The organism is Hanstruepera ponticola (assembly GCF_012931685.1).
In the GTDB taxonomy this organism is placed as follows: Bacteria; Bacteroidota; Bacteroidia; order Flavobacteriales; family Flavobacteriaceae; genus Hanstruepera; species Hanstruepera ponticola.
In genome coordinates, this window is sequence record NZ_JABANC010000006.1 from 41,171 (window position 1) to 64,514 (window position 23,344).

Below are 23,344 nucleotides of genomic sequence, written 5' to 3' on the forward strand. Positions count from 1 at the left end.
ATATCTTAAATGTTGTTTTTGAGTATTAAGACCTTTGTGTTTAAGAAGTCTTAATCTGACTTTTTTTGAATGATTTCAGCCAATAATTTTTTGGCACGTAGCAGCTTGACCTTTATATTATTCATAGGTTCATCAAGCTGATGAGAGATTTCTTTATAGCTTAATTCCTGAAAGTATCTTAAATTAATAACTTCCTGGTAATGCGGTTTTAATTTTTTTATATCGCGAAGTAATTTTGCTAGATTCTGATCTGTAATGAGTTTGTCCTCGGGTGAAGGTGATTCGTCTAAAACATCATAATACTCCTCATCATGGGTATTTGTAATACTTTGAGAAATGGAGTTTTTTTCTTTTCTGACTAAATCAATGTGTATGTTTTTGGAAATGGTAATAAGCCAAGTTTTAAATTTATAGTCACTATTGTAAGTTTCTATCTTATCAAAGGCTTTAGAAAAAGCCTGAATTGTGATGTCCTCTGCATCATTTTCATTTTGGGTGCGTTTCAATTGAAAACCGTAAACATCATCCCAAAAGGTGTCTAGTAAAAAATTAAAAGCCTTTTGATTGTTCTGTTTGGCTTTTAGGATTGCTTCTTTTATTTCCAATGTCTAGGTTTTGAGATAAGGTTTGATATAAATATAGTCAATTGAAAAGCAACTAAAAAGAAATCGAACAAAGGAAGGAAAAAGATGATGTCCTTTTCATCCAATTTTTTTGATGCTCCAAAAAAAACAATGTATTGAATTAAGATACGTAGTAAGAAAAGTGTTAAGACAATTTCCCATTTAAACAGTAAAATCAACAGTAGAATGCCCAATAGCCAAAACCCTAATTGTGATAAGTAATAAAAAGCAAGAATAAATTTGTGATTGGTTTTATAATGATTTGCTGTAGTGATATGTCTCTTTTTTTGGTTTATCCAGTCTTTAAAAGATGTTTTTGGTGTTGATATAGTGAAACTATCAGGTGAAAGACTAATGGCAGTATTTTCTGAATTAGCGATTTGATTTATAAAAAGGTCGTCATCTCCAGATTTTATATGCATATGAGACATAAAACCACTCGCTTCAAAAAAAGCATTTTTTGTATAAGCTAAATTTCTACCAACACCCATATATGGGATTCCTATTTTTGCCCAAGAAAAATATTGCATTGCAGTGAGCATTGTCTCGAACCTTATAAGTTTATTTAATAAGGAATTTTTAATTTTAGCATAAGCACCATAACCTAAAACAATATTTTTGCCAGATTGGAATTGTGAACTCATTTCTCGAATCCAATTGTTCGATCTAGGTTTACAGTCAGCATCAATAAATAATAAGTAGGGATGTTTTGAAGCTTTAATCCCTAGTGTTAATGCATATTTTTTATTTGCCCAAAAAGCCTCGTTATTTTTAACGTTTACAATTTTTATGTTTTTATACTTATTGGCAAAATCTTCCATAACAAGTAGGCTATCATCATGGGAAGCATCATTAATTAAAACCACTTCAAAGTTGGCGTAGTTTTGTTCCAATATGGATGGTAGGAAATTTTTTAGGTTTTCTTCCTCATTTTTTGCACAAACAATGACTGAAATAGATAACTCTTTTATTGGAGTGCTAAAAGCTTTATGAAAGCTAATTTTGGTAAAAACAATTAAGAAATATAATATTTGAAAGCATACTAATACAATAAATACATAGAAAAGTAAGCTTAAAACCATAAGCGTATAAACTAGGAATGTTGCGGTTCGTTACAACTATCAAATTGATCAGGTGTTTTTCCGCAAAAGCCACAAGCCTCACCTTCTTTATTTAGCATAGGGTTTTGGCTGGCACATGTTCCAGCAAATTCTCCATTTTTTTTTGCCCATAGCTTAATAGCAATTCCTGCTATAGCAATCCCAAGCAAAACTAATGTTATTAAAAGAAGTTTCATTATTTATGATTTTTTGCAAAGATAATATATAAAAAAAAACAAGCCTTGCTTTTCACTGAAAAACAAGGCTTGTTTGATGAAATTATAAAATTACTTTATTTTATTGAGTGGAATTTCAGCTACTGCATTTTCAAGAGTTGCACTAGAGTTACCACCTTTAGGCTCAATAGTTATGCTTAAAGCTAGTGCATCTTCAGCATAAGGAATTTCCCTTAATTGTCTGTCTGTTTCACTTAAAATACCCAAACTAACCATTTTATCTTCAACTTCAGCCCAGATTTGATAACATTGCTCTTCTGGCAATTGTGGTAAAGAAACAACATCAATCATTGAGGTTTTTTCTTTTGGGTTAATGTAGGCAACAGTTTTTAAGTTTTTAGCTCTGTGGTTACCATTTATGATATACTTTTCGGTTTCAGGATTATTGAGTTGTTTAAACTGCTTCATAATCTCATCCAAACGTTTGTTATTTTTTGAAATATCATCTCGTAAATCAAAAATCTCGTCAACAACTACTTGATTTTCGTGTGATAATTTTTGATTCATGTCGTAAAACTTGTAGGCAGTACCTGCAAATATTAATGCCGCAATACTAGCTGCAATACTATATTTATACCATTTTTTTCTTGAACTGGTAATTGCAATTACAGGTTTTTCATCAAGTTCTTCCAAAATATTGTTTAAAAAGCCTTTTGGAGCTTCAATCGCATTACTTTTTGCAACAATTTCTAGATTGTCTTGCAAGTCATTGTAAGCTTTTTGTATTTCGGGATACTTCGAAATGTAAGATTCTACCAATACAGTTTCAGATGTATTGGTTTCACCTAGTAGATATTTTTCTAAAAGGTCAGAATTTAATATTGTAGTTATTTTATCATTCATGACTGTTTTAATTCTGGGTCGTAAATCTTTTTAAGTTCACGAAGCCCAATTTTTAATCTCGATTTTATAGTGCCCAACGGAATTTCTAGTTCATCACTGGCTTCTTGCTGGGTCATGCCCTCAAAAAAGAGAGCATTGATAACAATCTGATATTTTTCATCCAAGGTGTTTAAATGCTTTTTTATGTCAAGCACATCTTGGTTTAAACTATCCGCTGTTAATTTATATACGTTTGAACTTTCTATTTGGATTTCTTTACTTGACTTATTATTGTATGATCGAACTTTATCAATTGCCGTGTTATAAGCAATCCGGTAAAGCCAAGTAAATAGTTTAGCTTTTGAGGCATCATAAGATTTTGCTTTTTTCCATACTTTAATAAAGGTTTCTTGCAAAGCATCCTGTGCCAAATCTTCATCAGTTAAAACCTTGGAAATAACACCATAAAGTGAATCGGCATAGTTTTCATACAGTAATGAAATAGCCCTTTTGTCACTTTTTTCTAGTAAGCTAACTATCTGTTTTTCAATTAGTGTGCTCAAGTATATATAAGGTATAGGTTAGTTTAATTGTTTAATAACGCCAAAGTTATTAATTTCTTATTATTTAAATAATATTAACTTCAGCTTCAATTTCAATACCAAAAATACGTAAAATGGTATTTTGAATTAATTTTGAGAGATTTAAAATGTCATCACCCGTGGCACCTCCATAATTTACTAAAACAAGAGCTTGTTTTTTATGAACACCATAATTGTCAAATCGCTTTCCTTTAAAACCAGCTTTTTCAATTAGCCAACCAGCTGGCACTTTTATTTCATTTTCTGAAACAATGTAAATTGGAATATCTTCAAATTTTTCAGCTAATTTTTGAAATGTCAATTTATCAATTACAGGATTTTTAAAAAAACTACCGCTGTTACCAATATCTTTTGGATCAGGTAGTTTGCTTTTTCTGATAGCTACAACGGCTTTTGAAATATCCTGAATAGTGGGATTTGTTATTTCCATATGGTCCAATTCGTTTTGAATTGTACCATATGATGTGTGCAATACATGTGCTCTTTTTGTGAGTTTAAAAGTGACACTGCAAATAATATAGGTTCCTTTTAGTTCTTGTTTAAATATTGAATTTCTGTAATCAAAATGGCATTCTGATTTAGTAAATGTTTTTATTTCTCTTGAAAATACGTTGAGTGCTTCGCAGGAAACAAAGTGGTCTTTGAGTTCAACACCATAGGCACCGATATTTTGTATTGGTGCAGTTCCTGCATTACCTGGAATGAGCGATAAGTTCTCTAAACCACCAAAATCATGCTCAAGGCACCAACAAACAAAATCGTGCCAATTCTCACCAGCTTTTACATTGATTATTACGTGATCTTCATCGTCAGAGACAATGGATATCCCTTTGAGATTAACGTGAACGACCAGCGCATTAATGTCTTGTGTAAGCAACATATTGCTGCCGCCACCTAGAATAAATATATCTGAATTCTCTTCAAGTTTTAAAACCTCCAATAATTCATTGATACTCGTTACAGATATAAAATGCTTGGCTTTTACATCTATGCCAAATGTGTTATAAGATTTTAAAGATATGTCGTGTTGTATTTTCACTAATCCTTATAAACTTTTAGAGCTTCTTTTAAAATATTAACGGCTTTAATTAAACTATCTTTTTGCAATACATAAGCTATACGAATTTGATTTAGCCCTACATTAGGAGATGAATAGAAGCCTGCAGCTGGAGCAACCATAACCGTTTCACCATCAACATCAAAACTTTCTAAAAGCCATTGCGCAAAATTATCTGAATTTTTTACCGGTAATTCAACAATACAATAAAAAGCACCTTTAGGTTTGGCAACTTTGACACCTTCAATTTTTTCCAATTCAGAAATTAATATATTTCTTCTTTCAACATATTCTGAAATGACATTATCAAAATAGCTTTGAGGTGTTTGCAATGCTGCTTCACTAGCAATTTGAGCCAATGTTGGCGGACTTAATCGCGCTTGGGCAAATTTCAACGCGGTAGAAATTACAGTCTTATTTTTGGAAACCAAACAACCAATTCTAGCACCACACATACTATAACGTTTTGATACAGAGTCAATCATGATAGCATGTTCATCCAAACCTTCCTCTTGCATAATAGAGTAGTGGAATACGCCATCATAAGCAAACTCTCTATAGACTTCATCAGCAATTAAAAATAAGTCATGCTTTTTTACAATTTGAGCTAATTTTTTGATTTCTTCTTTTGAATATAAATATCCTGTCGGGTTTCCTGGATTACAGATTAAAATAGCCTTTGTTTTTGGTGTGATAAGTTTTTCAAACTCTTCAATAGGAGGTAAAGCAAAATTATCTTCAATTTTTGATATAACAGGCACTATGTTAACGCCTGAGGCAGTTGAAAAACCATTGTAATTGGCATAGAATGGTTCAGGTATAATAATTTCATCATCTGTGTCCATAACACTACCAAAGGCAAATAGTAGCGCTTCGCTACCACCTGTAGTAACTATTATATCTTCTTTGTTAACCTGAATTTGATGCTTATTGTAATAATCAGCAATTTTTTGACGATACTCATCTGAACCTTCAGATCTCGTGTAAGCTAAAATATCAAGAGAATTTATTTTAACAGCATCCAAAGCTACTTCTGGAGTTTTAATATCTGGTTGTCCAATATTTAAATGGTAAACAGTTTTTCCTTGTTTATATGCCATTTCAGCATAAGGTACTAACTTTCTGATTGGAGATTGCGGCATGGATTCTCCTTTTCTTGATATTCTAGGCATGTCTTTTAATTTGGCGGTAAAGTTCTTAAAAATAATCTTAATTTAATTGTTAAAACAGCCCTATTTGGCAATTGTATCAACTTTTTTTCGTATTTTAATTAATCGTTAGCTTCTAAAAGAATGAACCGTTGGGTATCTATATTGTTTTTTTTATTAATGATTACAGGTCATTTTACCTATTCTCAAGGTAACCGTTTTGCTTTACCGAGCAATATGGATTCTGATAAAATACCGTTTCAACTAATCAATAATTTAATTATTATTCCTGTTGAAGTCAATAATGTTGAACTATCTTTTATTCTTGATAGCGGTGTTAATAAGCCGATTTTATTTAATATTCTTGATGGTTTTGATATTATAGATGAGCAGACTAAGGAAACTATTTATTTAAAAGGATTGGGAGAAGGTGAAGTTGTTGAAGCTGTAAAGTCTAAAAACAATATCTTTAAAATTGGTGATGCTGTAAAGTTCAATCAAACTATTTATGCCGTTTATAATACAGGTTTGGATTATGCACCTAAATTGGGTATGCCCATTCACGGAATAATAGGATACGACTTGTTCAAGGATTTTGTTGTTGAAATTAATTATGCCAAGAAACATTTAAAAATCATCAAGCATGCTGATTATAAAGAAAGGCTTTGCAATAAATGTGAAAAACATTCTTTGCGATTTTTTAACAACAAACCTTATTTAAAAGCTGAAGTTACTCTTGAAGATAAGAATATTCCAATAAATGTATTGATTGATACTGGCGCAAGTGATGCCTTATGGCTGTTTGAGGATGAGTCTAAAGACATTGTTTCTACCGATAATTACTTTGAAGATTTTTTGGGTTATGGATTGAGCGGAAGTCTTTATGGTAAACGATCAAAAGTTGAAAGTTTGTCTATAGGCGCATTTCAATTCAATGAATCATTGGTTGCTTTTCCAGAAGGTTCATCGATTGAGACCTTAAGACGAATAAAGGATAGAAATGGAACTGTAGGAGCTGAAATACTAAAACGATTCAATATCACTTTTAATTATAAAGAAGAAAGTGTCATTTTAAAGAAAAATAACTTTTTTAGAAAGGAATTTAAGTACAATAAAAGTGGAATAGATTTAGAACACAATGGCTTTAGGGTAGTTAAAGATTATTACTATACTTTAGACAATGGTAGATTACATTTTAATATCGATGTTTCTGAATATATAACTAATATTCCTTCGTCCGAAAACTATAGGTTGGATGTAAAACCAGCATTTCAAGTTGTAAAGTTGAGAGAGAATAGCCCAGCAAAAAATATTGGAATAGAGCTAGGTGATATTATATTGGAGGTTAATGGTAAAGATGTTAAGGATTATACACTCCAACATGTGATTGATATTTTGAGTGGAAAAGATGGCAAGAAAATAAGGCTATTAATTGAAAGGCAAAATAAGATTTTTGAATATAAATTTCAGCTTAAAGATATGCTCAAATAAAAAACCCTTGAATTTTCAAGGGTTTTTTATTTTATATTAGGAGCTAGAATTATTTGCTCATCACGCTCTTATCTTTTTTCTCAAGAACACTCGTTTTGCTTGGGTCAATTACTTCACCCTTAATCTTTAGAGCAATCGTTGGTGTATCTGCATTAGACATTACAGTGATAGTTTTTCTAATTGGCATAACACGATTTGTGTCATATTTCACTTGAATTTCACCTGTTTCACCTGGTGCAATTGGGCCATCTGGTTTTTTAGGAACTGTACAACCACAGCTAGATTTCACATTAGAAATAATTAGTGGTGCATTCCCAGTATTTGTAAATTCAAAAACTCTTACGCCATCAGCTCCTTTTTCAATGGTACCGTAATCAATAGTGGTGTCCTTAAATTCAATCTTTGCAACTTTTTCTTGCGCATTTACTGAAAAGCCTATCAATCCGATAAACAATATGGTAATTAAATGTTTCATAATATATTAATTTAATTCAGTGGTAAACATAGTCACTTTTTATACATTCTACAAAATTTTTAGACGTAATGCACACCCATAAATATATTTTACTTAAACAAATGTACATATAACATTCATATAATTTTATATAAAAAAGAAATATAAGTACTTTTGCCTGTTGTATTTCAAAAACTATTCCAAAGTATGCAAATTCCATCAAAATATGATGCCAATCAAGTAGAAGGTAAGTGGTATGATTACTGGATGAAACATAATTATTTTCATTCAAAACCTGATAACAGAGAACCTTACACAATTGTTATTCCGCCTCCTAATGTCACAGGAGTCTTGCATATGGGACATATGTTGAATAATACTATTCAAGATGTTTTAATTCGTCGTGCACGCCTACAAGGCAAAAATGCTTGTTGGGTTCCAGGTACCGATCATGCATCTATTGCTACAGAAGCTAAAGTAGTTGCTAAATTAAAAGAGCAAGGAATTGATAAAAACGACTTATCACGTGAAGAGTTTTTAAAACATGCTTGGGATTGGACACATGAATATGGAGGAGTTATATTAGAACAACTTAAAAAACTAGGTTGTTCGTGTGATTGGGATAGAACCAAATTTACAATGGATGACGATATGTCAGAAGCAGTCATTCAGGTTTTTGTTGACTTATACAATAAAGGTATGATTTATCGTGGTTATCGTATGGTGAATTGGGATCCTGAAGCCAAAACAACACTTTCTGACGAAGAAGTTGAATATATTGAGAAGCAAGGTAAACTTTACTACATAAATTATCAAGTTGAAGGAAGTGATCAATCATTAACAATAGCTACAACAAGACCTGAAACCATTTTGGGTGATACAGCAATTTGTATTAATCCTAATGATGAAAGACATTTCAGTTTAAAAGGTAAAAGGGCGATTGTGCCCATTAATGGTCGAATTATTCCAATTATTGAAGATGAATATGTAGATGTTGAATTCGGAACAGGATGCTTAAAAGTGACTCCAGCTCACGATGAAAACGATAAAGTTCTTGGCGATAAGCACAATTTAGAAGTCATAGACATCTTTAATGAAGATGCAACACTAAATAGTTATGGCTTGCATTACGAAGGAAAAGACCGTTTTGTAGTGCGTAAGGAAATTGTAAAGGAGTTAGAAGAAAACGGTCATATTCTTAAAATTGAAGATTATACTAATCGCGTTGGTATTTCAGAACGTACCAAAGCCATAATAGAACCGAGACTATCTGATCAATGGTTCTTAAAAATGGAAGAATTGGTGAAACCAGCCATTGAAGCTGTTTTAGGTGATGATCCGGATATTAAATTATTTCCTAAAAAATTTGAAAACACGTATAGACATTGGATGGAAAATATCCGTGATTGGAATATTTCCCGTCAATTACTTTGGGGCCAACAAATTCCAGCATACTACTATGGTGATGGTAAGGAAGATTTTGTAGTAGCAGAAACTAAAGAAGAAGCATTAAAATTAGCACAAGAAAAAGTAAATGTCACCTCGAGCGGAGTCGAGAGGTCTTTGACACAAGATGATTTAAAACAAGATTCAGATGCTCTTGACACGTGGTTTTCGTCATGGTTATGGCCAATGAGTGTGTTTGATGGTATTCGTAATCCTGAAAACGAAGAAATAAAATACTACTATCCAACAAACGATTTAGTAACTGGTCCAGATATCTTATTCTTTTGGGTTGCCAGAATGATAATAGCTGGATATGAATATAAAGGTGAAAAACCTTTTGAAAATGTTTATTTAACAGGATTGGTTCGTGATAAGCAACGTCGTAAAATGAGTAAGTCATTAGGGAATTCTCCTGATGCCTTAAAACTTATTGAAGATTACGGCGCAGATGGTGTTCGTGTTGGATTGTTATTAAGCTCTGCTGCCGGAAATGACCTTATGTTCGATGAAGCACTTTGTAATCAAGGAAAAGGTTTTGCTAATAAAATTTGGAATGCATTCCGTTTAGTGAAAGGTTGGGAGGTAAGTGAAAACATAAAACAGCCTGAATCCAGTAAAGTAGCTTTAGAATGGTTTGACGCTAAATTTCAAGAGACTTTAGCAGAAATTGAGGACCATTATAGTAAATATCGGCTGTCAGATGCTTTAATGGCAACTTACAAATTAATTTGGGATGATTTTGCATCGTGGTTATTGGAAATAGTCAAGCCAGAATACCAAAAACCAATAGATGCTAAAACATTACAAGGTGTTATCAATCACTTTGAGAATATCTTAAAAATATTGCACCCGTTTATGCCTTTCTTAACCGAAGAAATTTGGCAATTTATGGAAGAAAGGCAGCCAGAAGAAGCGCTTATAGTTGCTACTTGGCCAAAGAAAAAATCTGTAAATAAGGAGTTGATTTCTGGATTTAGTTTCACACAAGAAGTGGTTTCGGGTATTCGAAATATTAGAAAGGAAAAGAACATTTCGTTTAAGGATAGCATCGATTTTTCAGTTATAAACAATGAAAATAAATCATCAGATTTCGATGAGGTCATTAAGAAACTTGGAAACATAAAAGTTTTAGAATATGTTTCTGAAACCGTAGATGGCGCATTGACTTTCAGAGTGAAGTCCAATGAGTATTTTATTCCTATCTCTGGAGCTATAAATCTTGAAGAAGAAATCAAAAAGCTTACGGAAGAATTAAATTATACCGAAGGATTCCTGAAATCAGTTCAGAAAAAATTATCAAATGAACGTTTTGTTTCTGGGGCACCAGAGCAAGTTGTAGCAAGTGAGAAGAAAAAAGAAGCCGATGCTTTAGCTAAAATTGAAACGTTAAAAGCGAGTTTGGCTAGCCTGCAATAATGAGTAAGCGGACTATATATTCTATCGTAGCTATTGTTTTAGTAATTGGTATATATAGTTTCGAGTATTTTCTAGATAAAAACGAAAAAGATACTATTGTAGAGCAAGGCAAATTGCCAAAGAATCCTACAATTACATTTTTTCTACCAACAAGTACTACAGGTCAAATAGTGCATCATAAAGGGTATTCGTTGAGTTATAGCGAACCTCATGAACAAGCAGAGTGGGTCGCTTATGAATTAAAAAAAGAACACCTTTCCAATTCGAATTTTAAGAGACCTTATTTTGAAATAGATAAAGCAGTAAAAACGGGTGCAGCTAGTTGGCGAAACTACAAGAATTCAGGTTTTGATAGAGGTCATTTGTGTCCTGCAGGCGACAGAAAATATAGTAAACAAGCTCATGATGAAACGTTTTTAACTAGTAATATTAGCCCTCAAAAACATGAATTCAATTCAGGGGTTTGGAATACTTTAGAACAAAAAGTACGCTATTGGGCTAATCGATATGATGGTGTTTTTGTGGTTACAGGTGGTGTTTTAAAAGGAAATTTGAAAACAATTGGTAATGAAGATGTATCTGTGCCCAATCAGTTTTATAAAGTTGTACTGGATTATAATTCAGGCAATCCAAAGGTGTTAGCCTTTATAATGCCGCATAAAAATTCAGATAAGCCCTTATATGAATTTGTAGTTTCGGTTGATGAGGTTGAAGCGCTTACAGAAATTGATTTTTTTCCAGAAATGGATGATGAAATAGAAAATATAGTTGAATCTACAATAAATTATAAGAATTGGGTTTTCTAGTTTAATAAAAACAAATTTGTCAAAATGTTAGCTAGCTAACATTTTGACAATGTTTTCAAGTTTAATTTAGCTTTTCAATAATAAAAATCTACAAAAATGAAAAGTAAATTACAAAACCGAAACCCCAAATTTCATGTAATCTTAACCTCATTATTAACATTTGTATTTGCTATTTTTATAAGTCAATCTAATGTTTTAGCTCAAAATCAGAATAGTAACGTAGATGGTGGTGTTATTTCGACAAATGACAGCACTTCAATTTGTATTGATTCTGAAGCAGATCCCATTAATGTTACTGTTGAAGGTGATTCAGGTCGCTTGAGACAATGGATTATTACCGATGATAATAATAACATTTTGGCGTTGCCTGACGCACCACCTTTTGATTTAAATGGTGCTGGTCCAGGAGTTTGTAGAATATGGCATTTAGCGTACAATGGAATTCCACCATTTAGGAGAATAAGCAATTTAGATGATTTAAGAGGACGTTTTGATTTATCAAATTATATTGAAGTCACACGAACCATGTTACCTGAAGGTGGTCAATTAGCCATAGCTGGAAGTGGCGATACGGAAATTGAAATCTGTGCTGGCGATGGAGAGAGTGATGCTTTTGATGTGACGTTGGATGGTGCCATGGGAGATAATTCATTATGGGTTATTACGGATGCTAACTTGAATATATTAGGAACACCACCAAGTCCACCATTTGATTTAGAAGGCGCAGGCGAAGGTGTTTGCTTAATCTGGCATTTAAGCTATGCAGATAGTGTTGATTTAACTGGGGTTACAAATGCGGCAGATCTTATGGGATGTTATGATTTATCTAACCCAATTACGGTATCCAGAAATGGCGTTAATGGTGGCGAATTAGCCATAGCTGGAAGTGGCGATACGGAAATTGAAATCTGTGCTGGCGATGGAGAGAGTGATGCTTTTGATGTCACGTTGGAAGACGCCATGGGAGATAATTCATTATGGGTTATTACGGATGCTAACTTGAATATATTAGGAACACCACCAAGTCCACCATTTGATTTAGAAGGCGCAGGCGAAGGTGTTTGCATAATCTGGCATTTAAGCTATGCAGATAGTGTTGATTTAAATGGGGTTACAAATGCGGCAGATCTCATGGGATGTTATGATTTATCTAACCCAATTACGGTAACCAGAAATGGCGTTAATGGTGGCGAATTAGCCATAGCTGGAAGTGGCGATACGGAAATTGAAATCTGTGCTGGCGACGGAGAGAGTGATGCTTTTGATGTGACGTTGGAAGACGCCATGGGAGATAATTCACTATGGGTAATTACAGATGCTGATTTAAATATTTTAGGAACACCACCAAGCCCACCGTTTGATTTAGAAGGCGCAGGTGAAGGTGTTTGCTTGATTTGGCATTTAAGTTATGCAGATAGTGTTGATTTAACTGGAGTTACAAATGCAGGAGATTTAATGGGATGTTATGATTTATCCAATCCAATTACGGTAACAAGAAATGGCGTTAATGGTGGTGAATTAGCCATAGCTGGAAGTGGTGATACAGAAATAGAGATTTTAGCAGGTGATGGACAAAGCGATGCTTTTGATGTGACGTTGGATGGTGCCATGGGAGATAACTCGTTGTGGGTAATAACAGATACCGATTTAAATATCCTAGGAACACCGCCAAGTCCACCATTTGATTTAGAAGGCGCAGGTGAAGGTGTTTGCTTAATCTGGCATTTAAGTTATGCAGATAGTGTTGATTTAACTGGAATAACAAATGCAGGTGACCTTATGGGTTGTTACGCATTGTCTAATCCAATAACAGTAACTCGAACTGAAGCTTTAAATAGATTTAATCTATTCCCAAATCCTGCAACATCAAATACAACCTTACAATTACCTGAAAGGGGTTTAAACACCTATGATATTTTAGTTTATGATTTATACAACACAGAAGTCATTAAAAAAAGAATTAAAACAAGTGTTACAAAAACCACTGTTGAATTGAACCTAAATAGTTTGAATGTTGGCCCATATATTGTTGTAATTGTTAATCAATCAACCGGCGAAAGAACTGTGAAAAAGCTATTGAAAAAGAATTAAATACTTTTTATCATTGTAGCTTAAAAGAGTGGTGTTTACATCACTCTTTTTTTTATGCCTTGCCATCTTGTTTTACGAATAAATTGCCCTTGTTCTTCAGTAACCAGAAATGATTGATTTTCTTTTTTTGCTTTTAAATAGCCTTGCATATAGTCTTTTAAAAGTATAAAACTCCGTTTTTTAAAGGCTAATTTCAACGCTGAAATTAGCGTAATAATAAAACCATATCGTAATTTATACATGGCTTCTCCCTGAAGGTGCTTGGCTGATTTATTATAACTTTTCCCTGTTGGTTTTAAGTGTTTTACATGAAGCGAGTCATCTGTCAATATTTTCCAATTGTAAAATTTCGCTAATAATTCATCAACCGTGTCCCAACCCATTGAGGGTTTTAATTTGCCTATTTGTAAAAAGCAATCTTTTCTATAAGCTTTCAACGCACCGCGAATGTGATCTTTGCGTGTAAGATTTTCAAGAATCCAATTTTTGTTTTTTTCTATGTAACAAAATCCTGAAACCATCCCCAATCGAGAATCACGCTTAAAATGTGCGGCTAGGACTTCTAAATAATTTTTCGGAAAAATAAGGTCAGCATCAAACTTGCATATCACGTCATAGTTCTCATCCAAAGTTTCAAATCCTTTATAAAATGCAGTTACTATTTTCGTGCCAGGTAAGTGTTGGTCAGTCGATTCAATATCAAGAAGTGATATCCAATCATATTTATCAACATAAGATTGAACTATTTCAGCAGTTTTGTCTTTAGAGTGATCATTTACTACAACCAGTTTTTTTGGAAGTAAGGTTTGATTTACCAAAGACTCTAATGTTGAGCCTATATAGGCTTCTTCATTATGGGCTGGTATGACAATGTAAAAATTCAATATTTTAAATCTTTTCTGCGTAGACTATATAATATCTAGGTGTAAACCATCTCAAAATTGGCCTGATTCCAATTTTTTTAGTTGGATTGGTCCATTTGTCTCTTGCTATAATTTTCCAGCCTGCTTTTTCCAATAACCAATCAAACTGCCAATCTTCAAATTCATGATAATGTCTATCTCGCATATCTATTTTGCTCCTATATGCCGTGGAAAACCATAATCGCAAAGGCACGCTAGCAACTAATTTATCCGATTTAATAGCTTGTAAAACAGTAAAAGGAGAAAGAAGATGTTCAAATATTTCAAAAGCCGTAACAACATCAGCATTAGAATTTTCAATGGTAGCTTTGTCTAAATCTAAATCTTCACCAAAGGTATTTTCAACTGAATATCCCATGTCCTTCATAATATCAGAAAATGGATTTGAAACCCCTAAATCTAAAATTTTAGAATCTTTAGATATATGTTTTTGCAAAAAATTAGCAGTGTGCTTAAAACGTTTGTTAGGGAATGTTTTTTCGTACATGTTTATTTTCCGCAAAAGCGGTAAACTTATTATTTATTGCTGATATACAACGGCATTAATATTCATGCCTGCGCCAACACTAGCAAATATAATAATATCTCCTTTACTAATCCTTTGATTTTCTAGTTTGCCATTTAAAATCATATCGTACAATGTGGGAACTGTGGCTACGCTTGAGTTGCCTAACATGTTTATGGTCATGGGCATAATGCCATCTGGCATTGGCATGTCATATAATTCATAAAAACGTTTTACGATAGCCTCATCCATTTTTTCATTAGCTTGATGAATGAGTATTTTTTTGACATCTTTTATGTCAATTCCACTATTATCCAAACAGGTTTTTAAAGCCTTTGGCACATTGGTTATAGCAAATTCATAAATTTTACGACCATACATTTTAATGTAACGTCTTTGGTCAGTAATTTCGGGATGATTCGTTTCACCAAAATAAATGAAATGGGCTTCATCATAAGTGAATGTAGCGGTTTCATGGGCAATGATACCACCCACTTCTTCTGTTCGCTCAACAATAACAGCACCAGCACCATCACTATAAATCATAGAATCGCGATCGTGTTTGTCAACAACTCGCGATAAGGTTTCGGTGCCAATCACCAGACAACGCTTCGCAATACCCGAAGCAATAAAAGCTTTTGCCTGAATAACACCTTCTAGCCATCCAGGGCAACCAAAAAGTATATCGTACCCAACACACTTGGGATTTCTAATCTTTAACAAATGCTTTATTCTTGAGGCAATACTAGGAACTGTATCGCTTTGTTGACTTTCATGCTTTACATCACCATAATTATGAGCAACAATGATATAGTCAATAGTTTCTTTATCAATATTAGCATTTTCAATGGCTTTTTCTGCTGCAAAAAAACCAATGTCAGAATTTAAGAGATCTTCCTTAATGTAACGTCTTTCTTGAATGCCAGTTATGGCTTTAAATTTTTCAACAATGACTTCATTTGTACTGTTAATTGAAGAGCCATCTGCATTCAAAAATTCATGATTATAAAAATTTTCGTTTTTTTCAACGGTACTGGGAATATAGCTTCCAGTTCCTGTGATTTTTATGGCCATAATTAATGCTATTAATAATCCTTATTACGAAACTAGTCATAAAATTATGAAGTTAAGCATGATTTTGTATTTATGCATTTATTTTTGTTGTTTTAATAAAAAAGACTGTTTTAATTTAAATATTATTCAACAAAAAAGCCTTCAAATTTTGAAGGCTTGAAGATAGTTCTTTTTAGCTTTTAGGCTTCCATGTACTCTTCAATTGGAGCACAAGTACATATCAGGTTTCTATCACCATAGGCATCATCTACACGCCTTACAGATGGCCAAAACTTATTTTCTCTTACATACTCTAATGGGAAAGCGGCTTGTTCTCGGGTGTAAGGCATTAACCATTCATCAGCCGTTATCATATCTAAAGTATGTGGAGCATTCCTTAATATATTATTATCTTCATCTTTTGATGTTGCGTCAATTTCCTTTTTAATGGCAATCATGGCATCACAAAAACGATCCATTTCGGCTTTACTTTCGCTTTCAGTAGGTTCAATCATGAGTGTTCCTGCTACAGGGAATGATACCGTTGGAGCATGAAAACCATAATCCATCAAACGTTTTGCAATATCAGTAACTTCAATACCATTGGCTTTAAACGCTCTACAGTCCACAATCATTTCGTGGGCTGCTCTGCCGCGTTCTCCAGAGTACAAGGTATCAAACTGTCCTTCTAAACGTTTTTTGATATAGTTGGCGTTTAAAATAGCAATTTTTGTAGATTGAGCTAAACCTTTAACTCCCAGCATCTTAATGTAAGCGTAAGAAATTAGGCATACTAAAGAGGAACCAAAAGGCGCTGCAGAAATTGCAGAGATTGCTTGATCTCCTCCAGTTTTAATTATTGGATTACTCGGTAAAAAAGGTGCTAACTGTTTTGCAACACAAATTGGTCCAACACCTGGTCCACCACCACCATGGGGAATAGCAAAGGTTTTGTGTAAATTTAAATGACATACATCAGCACCAATATTTCCTGGATTGGTTAAGCCAACTTGGGCATTCATGTTGGCACCATCCATATAAACCTGACCACCATTATCATGTATAATTTGTGTAATTTCTTTTATAGCAGATTCGTATACGCCGTGCGTTGATGGATATGTCACCATCAAGCATGATAAATTATCTTTGTGTAATTCTGCTTTCTCTCTTAAATCCTCAACATCAATATTTCCTTTGTCAGTAGATTTGGTAACAACTACTTTCATTCCAGCCATTACAGCACTCGCAGGATTTGTGCCATGAGCTGAAGAAGGAATCAAACAAATATTTCTATGATGGTCACCTCGTGATTCATGATATGCTTTTATAACCATTAATCCAGCAAACTCACCTTGCGCACCAGAATTAGGTTGCAAAGAAGTCGCAGCAAAGCCTGTGATTTCAGTTAGTTGCTCTTCTAATTCTTTTAGAATTATTTGGTAGCCTTGTGCTTGCTCAACGGGTACAAAAGGATGTATTGTTCCCCAGTTTGGAGAACTTAATGGCAACATTTCTGCAGCAGCATTCAATTTCATGGTACACGAACCCAACGAAATCATCGAATGGTTTAAAGACAAATCCTTACGCTCCAATTTCTTGATGTATCGCATTAATTCCGTTTCCGAATGATGCGAATTAAAAACGTCAAGTGTTAAGAAATCAGATTTACGTTGTAATGCGCCAGCAATATTGTTTTTATTAGATAATGACTGAATTTGATTAACGTCTTTTTGAGTAGCTTTGGCAAAAACAGCAACTATTGCGTTGGCGTCTATCAAGTTAGTAGTTTCGTTAATAGCGATAACTACAGAGCCCGAATCTGGATAGTAAAAGTTTATACCGTTTTCCTCCGCAATGGTTTTGATCTTAGTTGCATCTGCTTTAAAATGTAATGTGTCAAAATAGGACGTATTCAGTTGCTCGAAACCCAATTGCTTAAGAGAATCAGAAATTGAAGTAGCTGTATTATGAACTCTATTGGCTATAAACTCTAAACCTTTTGGTCCATGATAAACAGCATACATACCTGCCATAACGGCCAATAATACTTGCGCAGTACAAATATTTGAAGTTGCTCTGTCTCGTTTTATATGCTGTTCTCTCGTTTGTAGTGCCATGCGCAATGCACGATTACCATTCATATCTTTTGTAACACCAATAATACGACCTGGGATATCTCGTTTATAAGCTTCTTTGGTTGCAAAGTAGGCAGCATGTGGCCCACCATAACCCATAGGTATTCCAAAACGTTGTGTAGTACCAACAACAACATCTGCACCAAATTTTCCAGGTGCTTCAAGCATGACTAAACTTAAAATATCAGCTGCAACGGCAACTTTTATATTATTTTCATTTGCTTTTGAAATAAATGATTTTATATCAGTTATCTGACCGTGTTTTCCAGGATATTGAAGAATGGCTCCAAAATATTCTGTAGAAAAGTCAAAATCATTTTCACTGCCAACAACCAGTTCAATTCCGATAGGGTTTGAGCGTGTTTCTAAAAGTGATAAGGTTTGTGGTAGTATGTTTTCAGAAACAAAAAATTTGTTTACACCAGCTTTCTTTTGGTCTCTATCACGAACAGCGAACAATAAACTCATGGCTTCAGCAGCCGCTGTACTTTCATCTAATAATGATGCATTTGCCAATTCCATACCAGTTAAATCGGTAATCATGGTTTGGAAATTCAATAAAGCTTCTAAACGACCTTGAGCAATTTCAGCTTGATAAGGTGTGTAAGCTGTGTACCAACCTGGGTTTTCAAGAATGTTTCGCTGAATAACTGCAGGTAAAATAGTCGGGTGATACCCTAAACCAATATAAGTTTTATAAGTTTTGTTAAGTTTAGATAATTCATGAATATGCGTAAGGTATTCTTGCTCACTCATGGCAGAATCTAAATTAAGCTCATTTTTCAAGCGAATATCATCTGGAATGGTTTCGTAAATGAGTTGCTCTAATGAGTCTATACCAATTGTTTTTAACATTTGGTCTTGGTCCTCTTTTCTAGGTCCAATATGACGTTGTGCAAAAGCAGTTGTATTCATTAAAATGTTGTGTTGAATTTAAGGCGCAAAATTACGGAATAATTCACGTTATTATGTTAATGAAAATGAAAGTTTTTAACCAATTAAATGGTTTATTAACACTTTCCGTATTTTTGTGTTATGGGACTCTTTAAGAACGTTTTTGATTTTTATCTTAATAGCAGTATTCATGTGGCACTATCTGTTTATGCATTGACATGGATTACCTTGACAGTGTTTCAAATAAATTACGATGAAAACATCTTATATTTTAATTTTTTTGCCACAATTACGGGTTATAATTTTGTGAAGTTTTTTGGTCTCGCCAAGTTTCATCACAGAAGTTTAGCCAACTGGCTAAAAGTAATACAAGTTTTTTCACTTATTTGTTTTGTAGCACTTTGCTATTATGCGTTGAGATTAGAAACCAAAACTCTTTTATGGATTGGTGGATTTGCAGCCGTAACTTTTTTGTATGCTATTCCATTTTTACCAAGACATATTTTTGTAGATCAACAGCAAAATTTAAGAAGTGTTAGTGGTTTGAAAATTTATGTTATTGCATTAGTTTGGTCTGGTGTTACTGTGTTTTTACCACTAATGAATAATGACTTTACTATTAATTTTGACGTTGTAATAACAGCGGTTCAGCGGTTTTTGTTTGTTATTGTCTTGATGTTGCCTTTTGAAATTAGAGATATGAGATATGATAGTATAAAACTGGCTACAATTCCTCAAAAAATAGGTATTAAGAAAACAAAAATCATGGGAGCTATATTTTTGTTAGCATTTTTTTTAATGGAATATTTAAAAGATGAATTAAATTTTGAAAGTACAATAATACTCTTTGTAATAAGCTTATTGACTTTTTTGTTTGTCTTCTTTTCAAAGGAGAATCAAGGAAAATACTATAGTGCCTTTTGGGTAGAAGGGATACCTATATTTTGGCTAATTATATTAAAGTTGTTTAGTTAGCTCTTTTTCGAATTCATTTTTTAATACCTCACGTTCATTATTCTGAAGACAATCTATTCTTGATTTTTGAATTACTGTAGTTAATTGTTTGTTCTTCTTAACGTAAGCGCGCGTAAATCTGCACCATGTGTATCTAATATTTAATTCAATTTTTTCCCAAAGTGAAGCTTCGTGGTATTGTGCTTTATCACAAATATGTTTTGCCTGCTCACAAGAAATAAATAAAAACCCTTTTTTCATGCTCTAATTAAACCAGTTTTTTTCCATACACTCGGCCATTGCTGTCCGAGCTCTATGAATTATTACCCACAAGTTAGACGCAGTGATGTTTAATTCATTACAAATTGTTTCTGTTTCTAACCCTTGAATGGTTTTCATTTTAAAAACTTGGGCTTGTTTGTTTGGTAATTTGTCCAAACAAGCATAAATAGCATCACCCAATTCATCATTAACTAGTGTGTCTTCTGCAGTTTTATCAAACGGATCTGCTACACGTTCTTCAAGCCAGCTACCTTCCTCTTCATCACTATTATAGTCCATTCGAACTTCGGCTTTTCCTTTTTTGGAATTAATTTTCCGATAATAATCGATAATTTTTCTTTTTAAAATGGAAATAAGCCATGTGCGCTCACTAGCTTCACCTTTAAAGTTTTTCATAGACTTTAAACTGGCTACAAACGTATCTTGAACCAAGTCTTTAGCCATTTCCCTATCATTTACACGCGAAATGGTGTAATTGAACAGGTAATCGGAATAGCGGTCAATCCATTTTTCAGGTTCAATTGTGTGCTTTGACATTCTTGTTTGCTAGCAATTTTTATCAAAAATAAGCTAAAAATTCTATTTCTCAACCAACCCTGCACGTTTTAATAAGGCATCTGGGCGTGGCTCTTTTCCTCTAAATTGTTTATATAATGTCATCGGGTCATCTGTACCACCTTGCGAAAGGATATTGTTTTTAAATTTATTGGCAACGTCACGACTGAAAATACCAGATTCTTTAAAAAACTCAAATGCGTCCGCATCCAAGACTTCAGCCCATTTGTAACTATAATATCCAGCACTATAACCACCTTGAAAAATATGTGAAAACGACGTACTCATACAGTTTTGGGTAACATCAGGATACAGGCGTGTGTTTTTAAAAGTTTCTAGTTCATGATTTTTCACATCTTTGATGTTAGAAGGATCACCTCCATGCCAACTCATATCCAATAAACCAAAACTCAACTGTCGTAGTGTTTGCATGCCTTCATGAAATGTAGCAGAAGCTTTTATTTTTTCAATTAGCTCCATTGGAATAAGGTCACCAGTTTCGTAGTGTGTCGCAAAAAGTTCTAACGCTTCTTTTTCATAACACCAATTTTCTAAAACTTGACTTGGTAATTCAACAAAATCCCAAAATACGCTAGTCCCAGATAGGCTAGGGTACGTTGTATTTGCAAGCATGCCGTGTAAAGCGTGGCCAAATTCATGGAATAATGTTGTTACTTCGTTAAAAGTAAGTAATGAAGGTTTTGTTCTAGTAGGCTTTGTGAAATTACAAACTATGGAAATATGTGGTCTACTGTTTTCACCATTCTTAACAAATTGCGGTTTGTAAACCGTCATCCAAGCACCATTTCTTTTGCCTGGCCTAGGGAAAAAGTCAGCATAGAAAATTGAAACCAAATCGCCAGTTTCGTTGGTAACTTTATAGGTTAAAACATCTTCATGGTATTTATCAATTATCGAGACTTCTTCAAACTTTAGGCCGTATAATTTTTCAGCAATAGTAAAAACGCCACTAATAACGTTTTCAAGTTTAAAATAAGGTTTTAGCTTTTCGTCATCCAGATCAAATAGCTTTTGTTTAAGTTTTTCAGAATAATAAGCACCATCCCATTTTTGTAATTGGTCAATATTATCTAGTTCTTTTGCAAATTTTTCCAAGTCCTTAAATTCACTTTCGGCAGCTGGTTTAGCTTTTTCCAGAAGGTCATTAAGGAATGTTTCAACAGTTTGAGGATTTTTTGCCATGCGCTCTTCCAAAACAAAATGAGCATGGGTTTTATAGCCCAATAAGTTGGCGCGCTCATGTCTTAATTTTGCAATTTGTAAAACGTTATTTTGATTATCATGTTTGTTATTTTGAAAGGCTTTTGCTCCAAATGCTATTGCTAGTTTTTTACGTAGTTCACGATTATCTGCATAAGTCATAAATGGTATATAACTAGGATAGTCCAAAGTAATAATCCAGCCTTTTTTGTCTTTGCTTTCAGCCATTTGCGCTGCAGCTTCTTTAGCGCCTTCCGGTAATCCTGAAAGATCATCTTCGTTTGTAAGGTGAAGTTCATAGTTGTTTGTTTCGGCTAATACATTTTCTCCAAATGTTAACTTCAGCTTACTCAATTGCTTATCAATGTCACGAAGTTGTTGCTTTTTGCTTTCAGATAAATTAGCACCATTTCTTGAAAAGCTTTTATACTTTTTATCTAATAGTGTTTGTTGTTCTTTAGTAAGATTTAGTTCGTTTTTTTGGTCATAAACAGCCTTTACGCGTTTGAATAAATCGGCATTTAACGTAATGTCATTACTAAATTCAGATAATAACGGTGAAACCTCTTGCGCTATTTTTTGAATCTCATCATTTGTTTCGGCTGAATTTAAATTGAAAAAAATACTTGAAATTCTATCTAATTGTTCACCAGCAAAATCTAGAGCTTCAAGCGTGTTTTCAAAAGTTGGTTCATCAGGATTTGAAGTGATGGTTTTAATTTCTGCTTTAGCATTTTCAATCCCTTTTTTAAAAGCAGGAAGAAAATGCTCATTCTTTATTTTTGAAAATGGTGCTGTATTAAATTGAGTATCAAAGGGTTTATTCAGGATGTTCATATATTGTTTTCATTCAATTGAAAATCAGCGTGTTATTTTTCTTACTAAATAATTGATTTTCTGTTTATTAACTTAATTTTAAGACCTTTTGGTCTTGCGAATATGATATTTAATATTACTTTTGTGGCAGATTTTTCATGAGAGTTTAAAACTCTTTAAAAATTTATTGATTAATAGCGTTAAAAACCTCGGCAATTGCCGAGGTTTTTTTGTTATAAATCTTTTGAAGATTCTATGACTTTAGCCTTTAAACCTTCCTTATATTCAATAATTTTATTCAAGACAGCCTGATCATAACTTCCAATTATTTGAGCGGCTAAAATACCTGCGTTTTTAGCGCCATTAAGAGCAACAGTTGCCACTGGGACACCTCCAGGCATTTGTAAAATTGATAATACAGAATCCCAACCATCAATGGAATTGCTACTTTTTACGGGAACACCAATTACTGGGAGTGGAGACAACGAAGCGATCATTCCAGGCAAGTGTGCTGCACCACCCGCTCCAGCGATAATGACCGAAAAACCTCTTGTGTGAGCATGTTTACCATAATCGAATAATTTTTCAGGTGTTCTATGTGCCGAAACAATATCGACTTCTACTTCAATATTCAATTCTTTTAAGATGTTTATAGCGTCTTGCATAATAGGCAAATCGCTTTTACTTCCCATAATAACTCCAACTTTACTCATA

The 23,344-nt window shown here is 33.5% G+C and carries 21 protein-coding genes; 5 read left to right on the forward strand and 16 right to left on the reverse strand.

The annotated features are described in order from the left end of the window. Positions 1–50: 50 nt before the first annotated feature. From HGK31_RS12795 to HGK31_RS12825, 7 genes are all read right to left on the reverse strand, one after another. A complete protein-coding gene (locus HGK31_RS12795) occupies positions 51–605 on the reverse strand; it encodes an RNA polymerase sigma factor (RefSeq protein ID WP_104735634.1) in 555 nt (184 codons plus the stop codon). After that, positions 596–1,705 carry a glycosyltransferase gene (locus HGK31_RS12800; RefSeq protein ID WP_191860522.1) on the reverse strand — a complete coding sequence of 370 codons (1,110 nt, stop codon included), beginning with the start codon at positions 1,703–1,705 and terminating at the stop codon, positions 596–598. The genes HGK31_RS12795 and HGK31_RS12800 overlap by 10 nt, the downstream gene beginning before the upstream one ends. Positions 1,706–1,716: 11 nt before the next feature. Continuing rightward, positions 1,717–1,920, reverse strand: a complete 204-nt coding sequence (locus tag HGK31_RS12805; RefSeq protein WP_104735636.1) for a membrane or secreted protein — start codon at positions 1,918–1,920, stop codon at positions 1,717–1,719. A gap of 90 nt (positions 1,921–2,010) precedes the next feature. Further along, complete coding sequence (locus tag HGK31_RS12810) at positions 2,011–2,802, reverse strand: anti-sigma factor (RefSeq protein WP_191860523.1); 792 nt, start codon at positions 2,800–2,802, stop codon at positions 2,011–2,013. Further along, entirely contained in the window at positions 2,799–3,344 is a 546-nt protein-coding gene (locus tag HGK31_RS12815; protein WP_104735638.1) for an RNA polymerase sigma factor, read from the reverse strand. The genes HGK31_RS12810 and HGK31_RS12815 overlap by 4 nt, the downstream gene beginning before the upstream one ends. A 64-nt stretch (positions 3,345–3,408) precedes the next feature. Then, positions 3,409–4,422, reverse strand: coding sequence for a UDP-N-acetylmuramate dehydrogenase (gene murB, locus HGK31_RS12820; protein ID WP_191860525.1), 1,014 nt, complete (start codon positions 4,420–4,422; stop codon positions 3,409–3,411). Next, positions 4,422–5,612 (reverse strand): pyridoxal phosphate-dependent aminotransferase, encoded by a 1,191-nt coding sequence (locus tag HGK31_RS12825; RefSeq protein ID WP_191860527.1) that lies wholly within the window; start codon positions 5,610–5,612, stop codon positions 4,422–4,424. The genes murB and HGK31_RS12825 overlap by 1 nt, the downstream gene beginning before the upstream one ends. 120 nt (positions 5,613–5,732) lie before the next feature. On the opposite strand from HGK31_RS12825, the gene HGK31_RS12830 reads away from it, so the two are divergent. Next, positions 5,733–7,079, forward strand: a complete 1,347-nt coding sequence (locus HGK31_RS12830) for a PDZ domain-containing protein (RefSeq protein ID WP_191860529.1) — start codon at positions 5,733–5,735, stop codon at positions 7,077–7,079. A 49-nt stretch (positions 7,080–7,128) separates the two neighbouring features. Here HGK31_RS12830 and HGK31_RS12835 read toward each other — a convergent pair whose 3' ends face one another. Beyond that, on the reverse strand, positions 7,129–7,554 hold the full coding sequence (locus HGK31_RS12835; protein ID WP_104735642.1) for a DUF1573 domain-containing protein: 426 nt from the start codon (positions 7,552–7,554) through the stop codon (positions 7,129–7,131). A 186-nt stretch (positions 7,555–7,740) separates the two neighbouring features. Between HGK31_RS12835 and HGK31_RS12840 the strand changes: the two genes are divergently transcribed. The 3 genes from HGK31_RS12840 to HGK31_RS12850 all read left to right on the forward strand — a co-directional run bounded on the left by HGK31_RS12840 (position 7,741) and on the right by HGK31_RS12850 (position 13,292). Beyond that, the gene (locus HGK31_RS12840) at positions 7,741–10,395 is read left to right on the forward strand and encodes a valine--tRNA ligase (protein WP_191860537.1); all 2,655 of its coding nucleotides are present in this window, start codon (positions 7,741–7,743) and stop codon (positions 10,393–10,395) included. Continuing rightward, complete coding sequence (locus HGK31_RS12845) at positions 10,395–11,201, forward strand: DNA/RNA non-specific endonuclease (protein ID WP_191860539.1); 807 nt, start codon at positions 10,395–10,397, stop codon at positions 11,199–11,201. The genes HGK31_RS12840 and HGK31_RS12845 overlap by 1 nt, the downstream gene beginning before the upstream one ends. A gap of 96 nt (positions 11,202–11,297) precedes the next feature. Then, positions 11,298–13,292, forward strand: a complete 1,995-nt coding sequence (locus HGK31_RS12850; RefSeq protein WP_191860541.1) for a T9SS type A sorting domain-containing protein — start codon at positions 11,298–11,300, stop codon at positions 13,290–13,292. 35 nt (positions 13,293–13,327) lie between these two features. On the opposite strand, the gene HGK31_RS12855 is transcribed toward HGK31_RS12850, so the two are convergent. The 4 genes from HGK31_RS12855 to gcvP all read right to left on the reverse strand — a co-directional run bounded on the left by HGK31_RS12855 (position 13,328) and on the right by gcvP (position 18,823). Then, positions 13,328–14,176 (reverse strand): glycosyltransferase family 2 protein, encoded by an 849-nt coding sequence (locus HGK31_RS12855; protein WP_191860543.1) that lies wholly within the window; start codon positions 14,174–14,176, stop codon positions 13,328–13,330. 4 nt (positions 14,177–14,180) lie between these two features. After that, the gene (locus HGK31_RS12860) at positions 14,181–14,702 is read right to left on the reverse strand and encodes a methyltransferase domain-containing protein (RefSeq protein ID WP_191860545.1); all 522 of its coding nucleotides are present in this window, start codon (positions 14,700–14,702) and stop codon (positions 14,181–14,183) included. 33 nt (positions 14,703–14,735) lie between these two features. Then, positions 14,736–15,794, reverse strand: a complete 1,059-nt coding sequence (locus tag HGK31_RS12865; RefSeq protein ID WP_191860547.1) for a 3-oxoacyl-ACP synthase III family protein — start codon at positions 15,792–15,794, stop codon at positions 14,736–14,738. Between the two features lie 179 nt (positions 15,795–15,973). Then, positions 15,974–18,823 (reverse strand): aminomethyl-transferring glycine dehydrogenase, encoded by a 2,850-nt coding sequence (gene gcvP, locus HGK31_RS12870; protein WP_191860549.1) that lies wholly within the window; start codon positions 18,821–18,823, stop codon positions 15,974–15,976. A gap of 120 nt (positions 18,824–18,943) precedes the next feature. Between gcvP and HGK31_RS12875 the strand changes: the two genes are divergently transcribed. Beyond that, entirely contained in the window at positions 18,944–19,777 is an 834-nt protein-coding gene (locus tag HGK31_RS12875) for a UbiA prenyltransferase family protein (RefSeq protein ID WP_191860551.1), read from the forward strand. Here the strand turns inward: HGK31_RS12875 and HGK31_RS12880 are convergent. From HGK31_RS12880 to purE, 4 genes are all read right to left on the reverse strand, one after another. Further along, positions 19,760–20,017 carry a hypothetical protein gene (locus HGK31_RS12880; RefSeq protein WP_104735658.1) on the reverse strand — a complete coding sequence of 86 codons (258 nt, stop codon included), beginning with the start codon at positions 20,015–20,017 and terminating at the stop codon, positions 19,760–19,762. The genes HGK31_RS12875 and HGK31_RS12880 overlap by 18 nt on opposite strands. 3 nt (positions 20,018–20,020) lie before the next feature. Beyond that, positions 20,021–20,575 (reverse strand): sigma-70 family RNA polymerase sigma factor, encoded by a 555-nt coding sequence (locus HGK31_RS12885; RefSeq protein WP_104735659.1) that lies wholly within the window; start codon positions 20,573–20,575, stop codon positions 20,021–20,023. 42 nt (positions 20,576–20,617) lie between these two features. Next, positions 20,618–22,651, reverse strand: coding sequence for a M3 family metallopeptidase (locus tag HGK31_RS12890; RefSeq protein WP_191860552.1), 2,034 nt, complete (start codon positions 22,649–22,651; stop codon positions 20,618–20,620). 212 nt (positions 22,652–22,863) lie between these two features. Continuing rightward, positions 22,864–23,343, reverse strand: a complete 480-nt coding sequence (gene purE / locus HGK31_RS12895; RefSeq protein ID WP_191860554.1) for a 5-(carboxyamino)imidazole ribonucleotide mutase — start codon at positions 23,341–23,343, stop codon at positions 22,864–22,866. Between the last annotated feature and the right edge of the window lies 1 nt (position 23,344).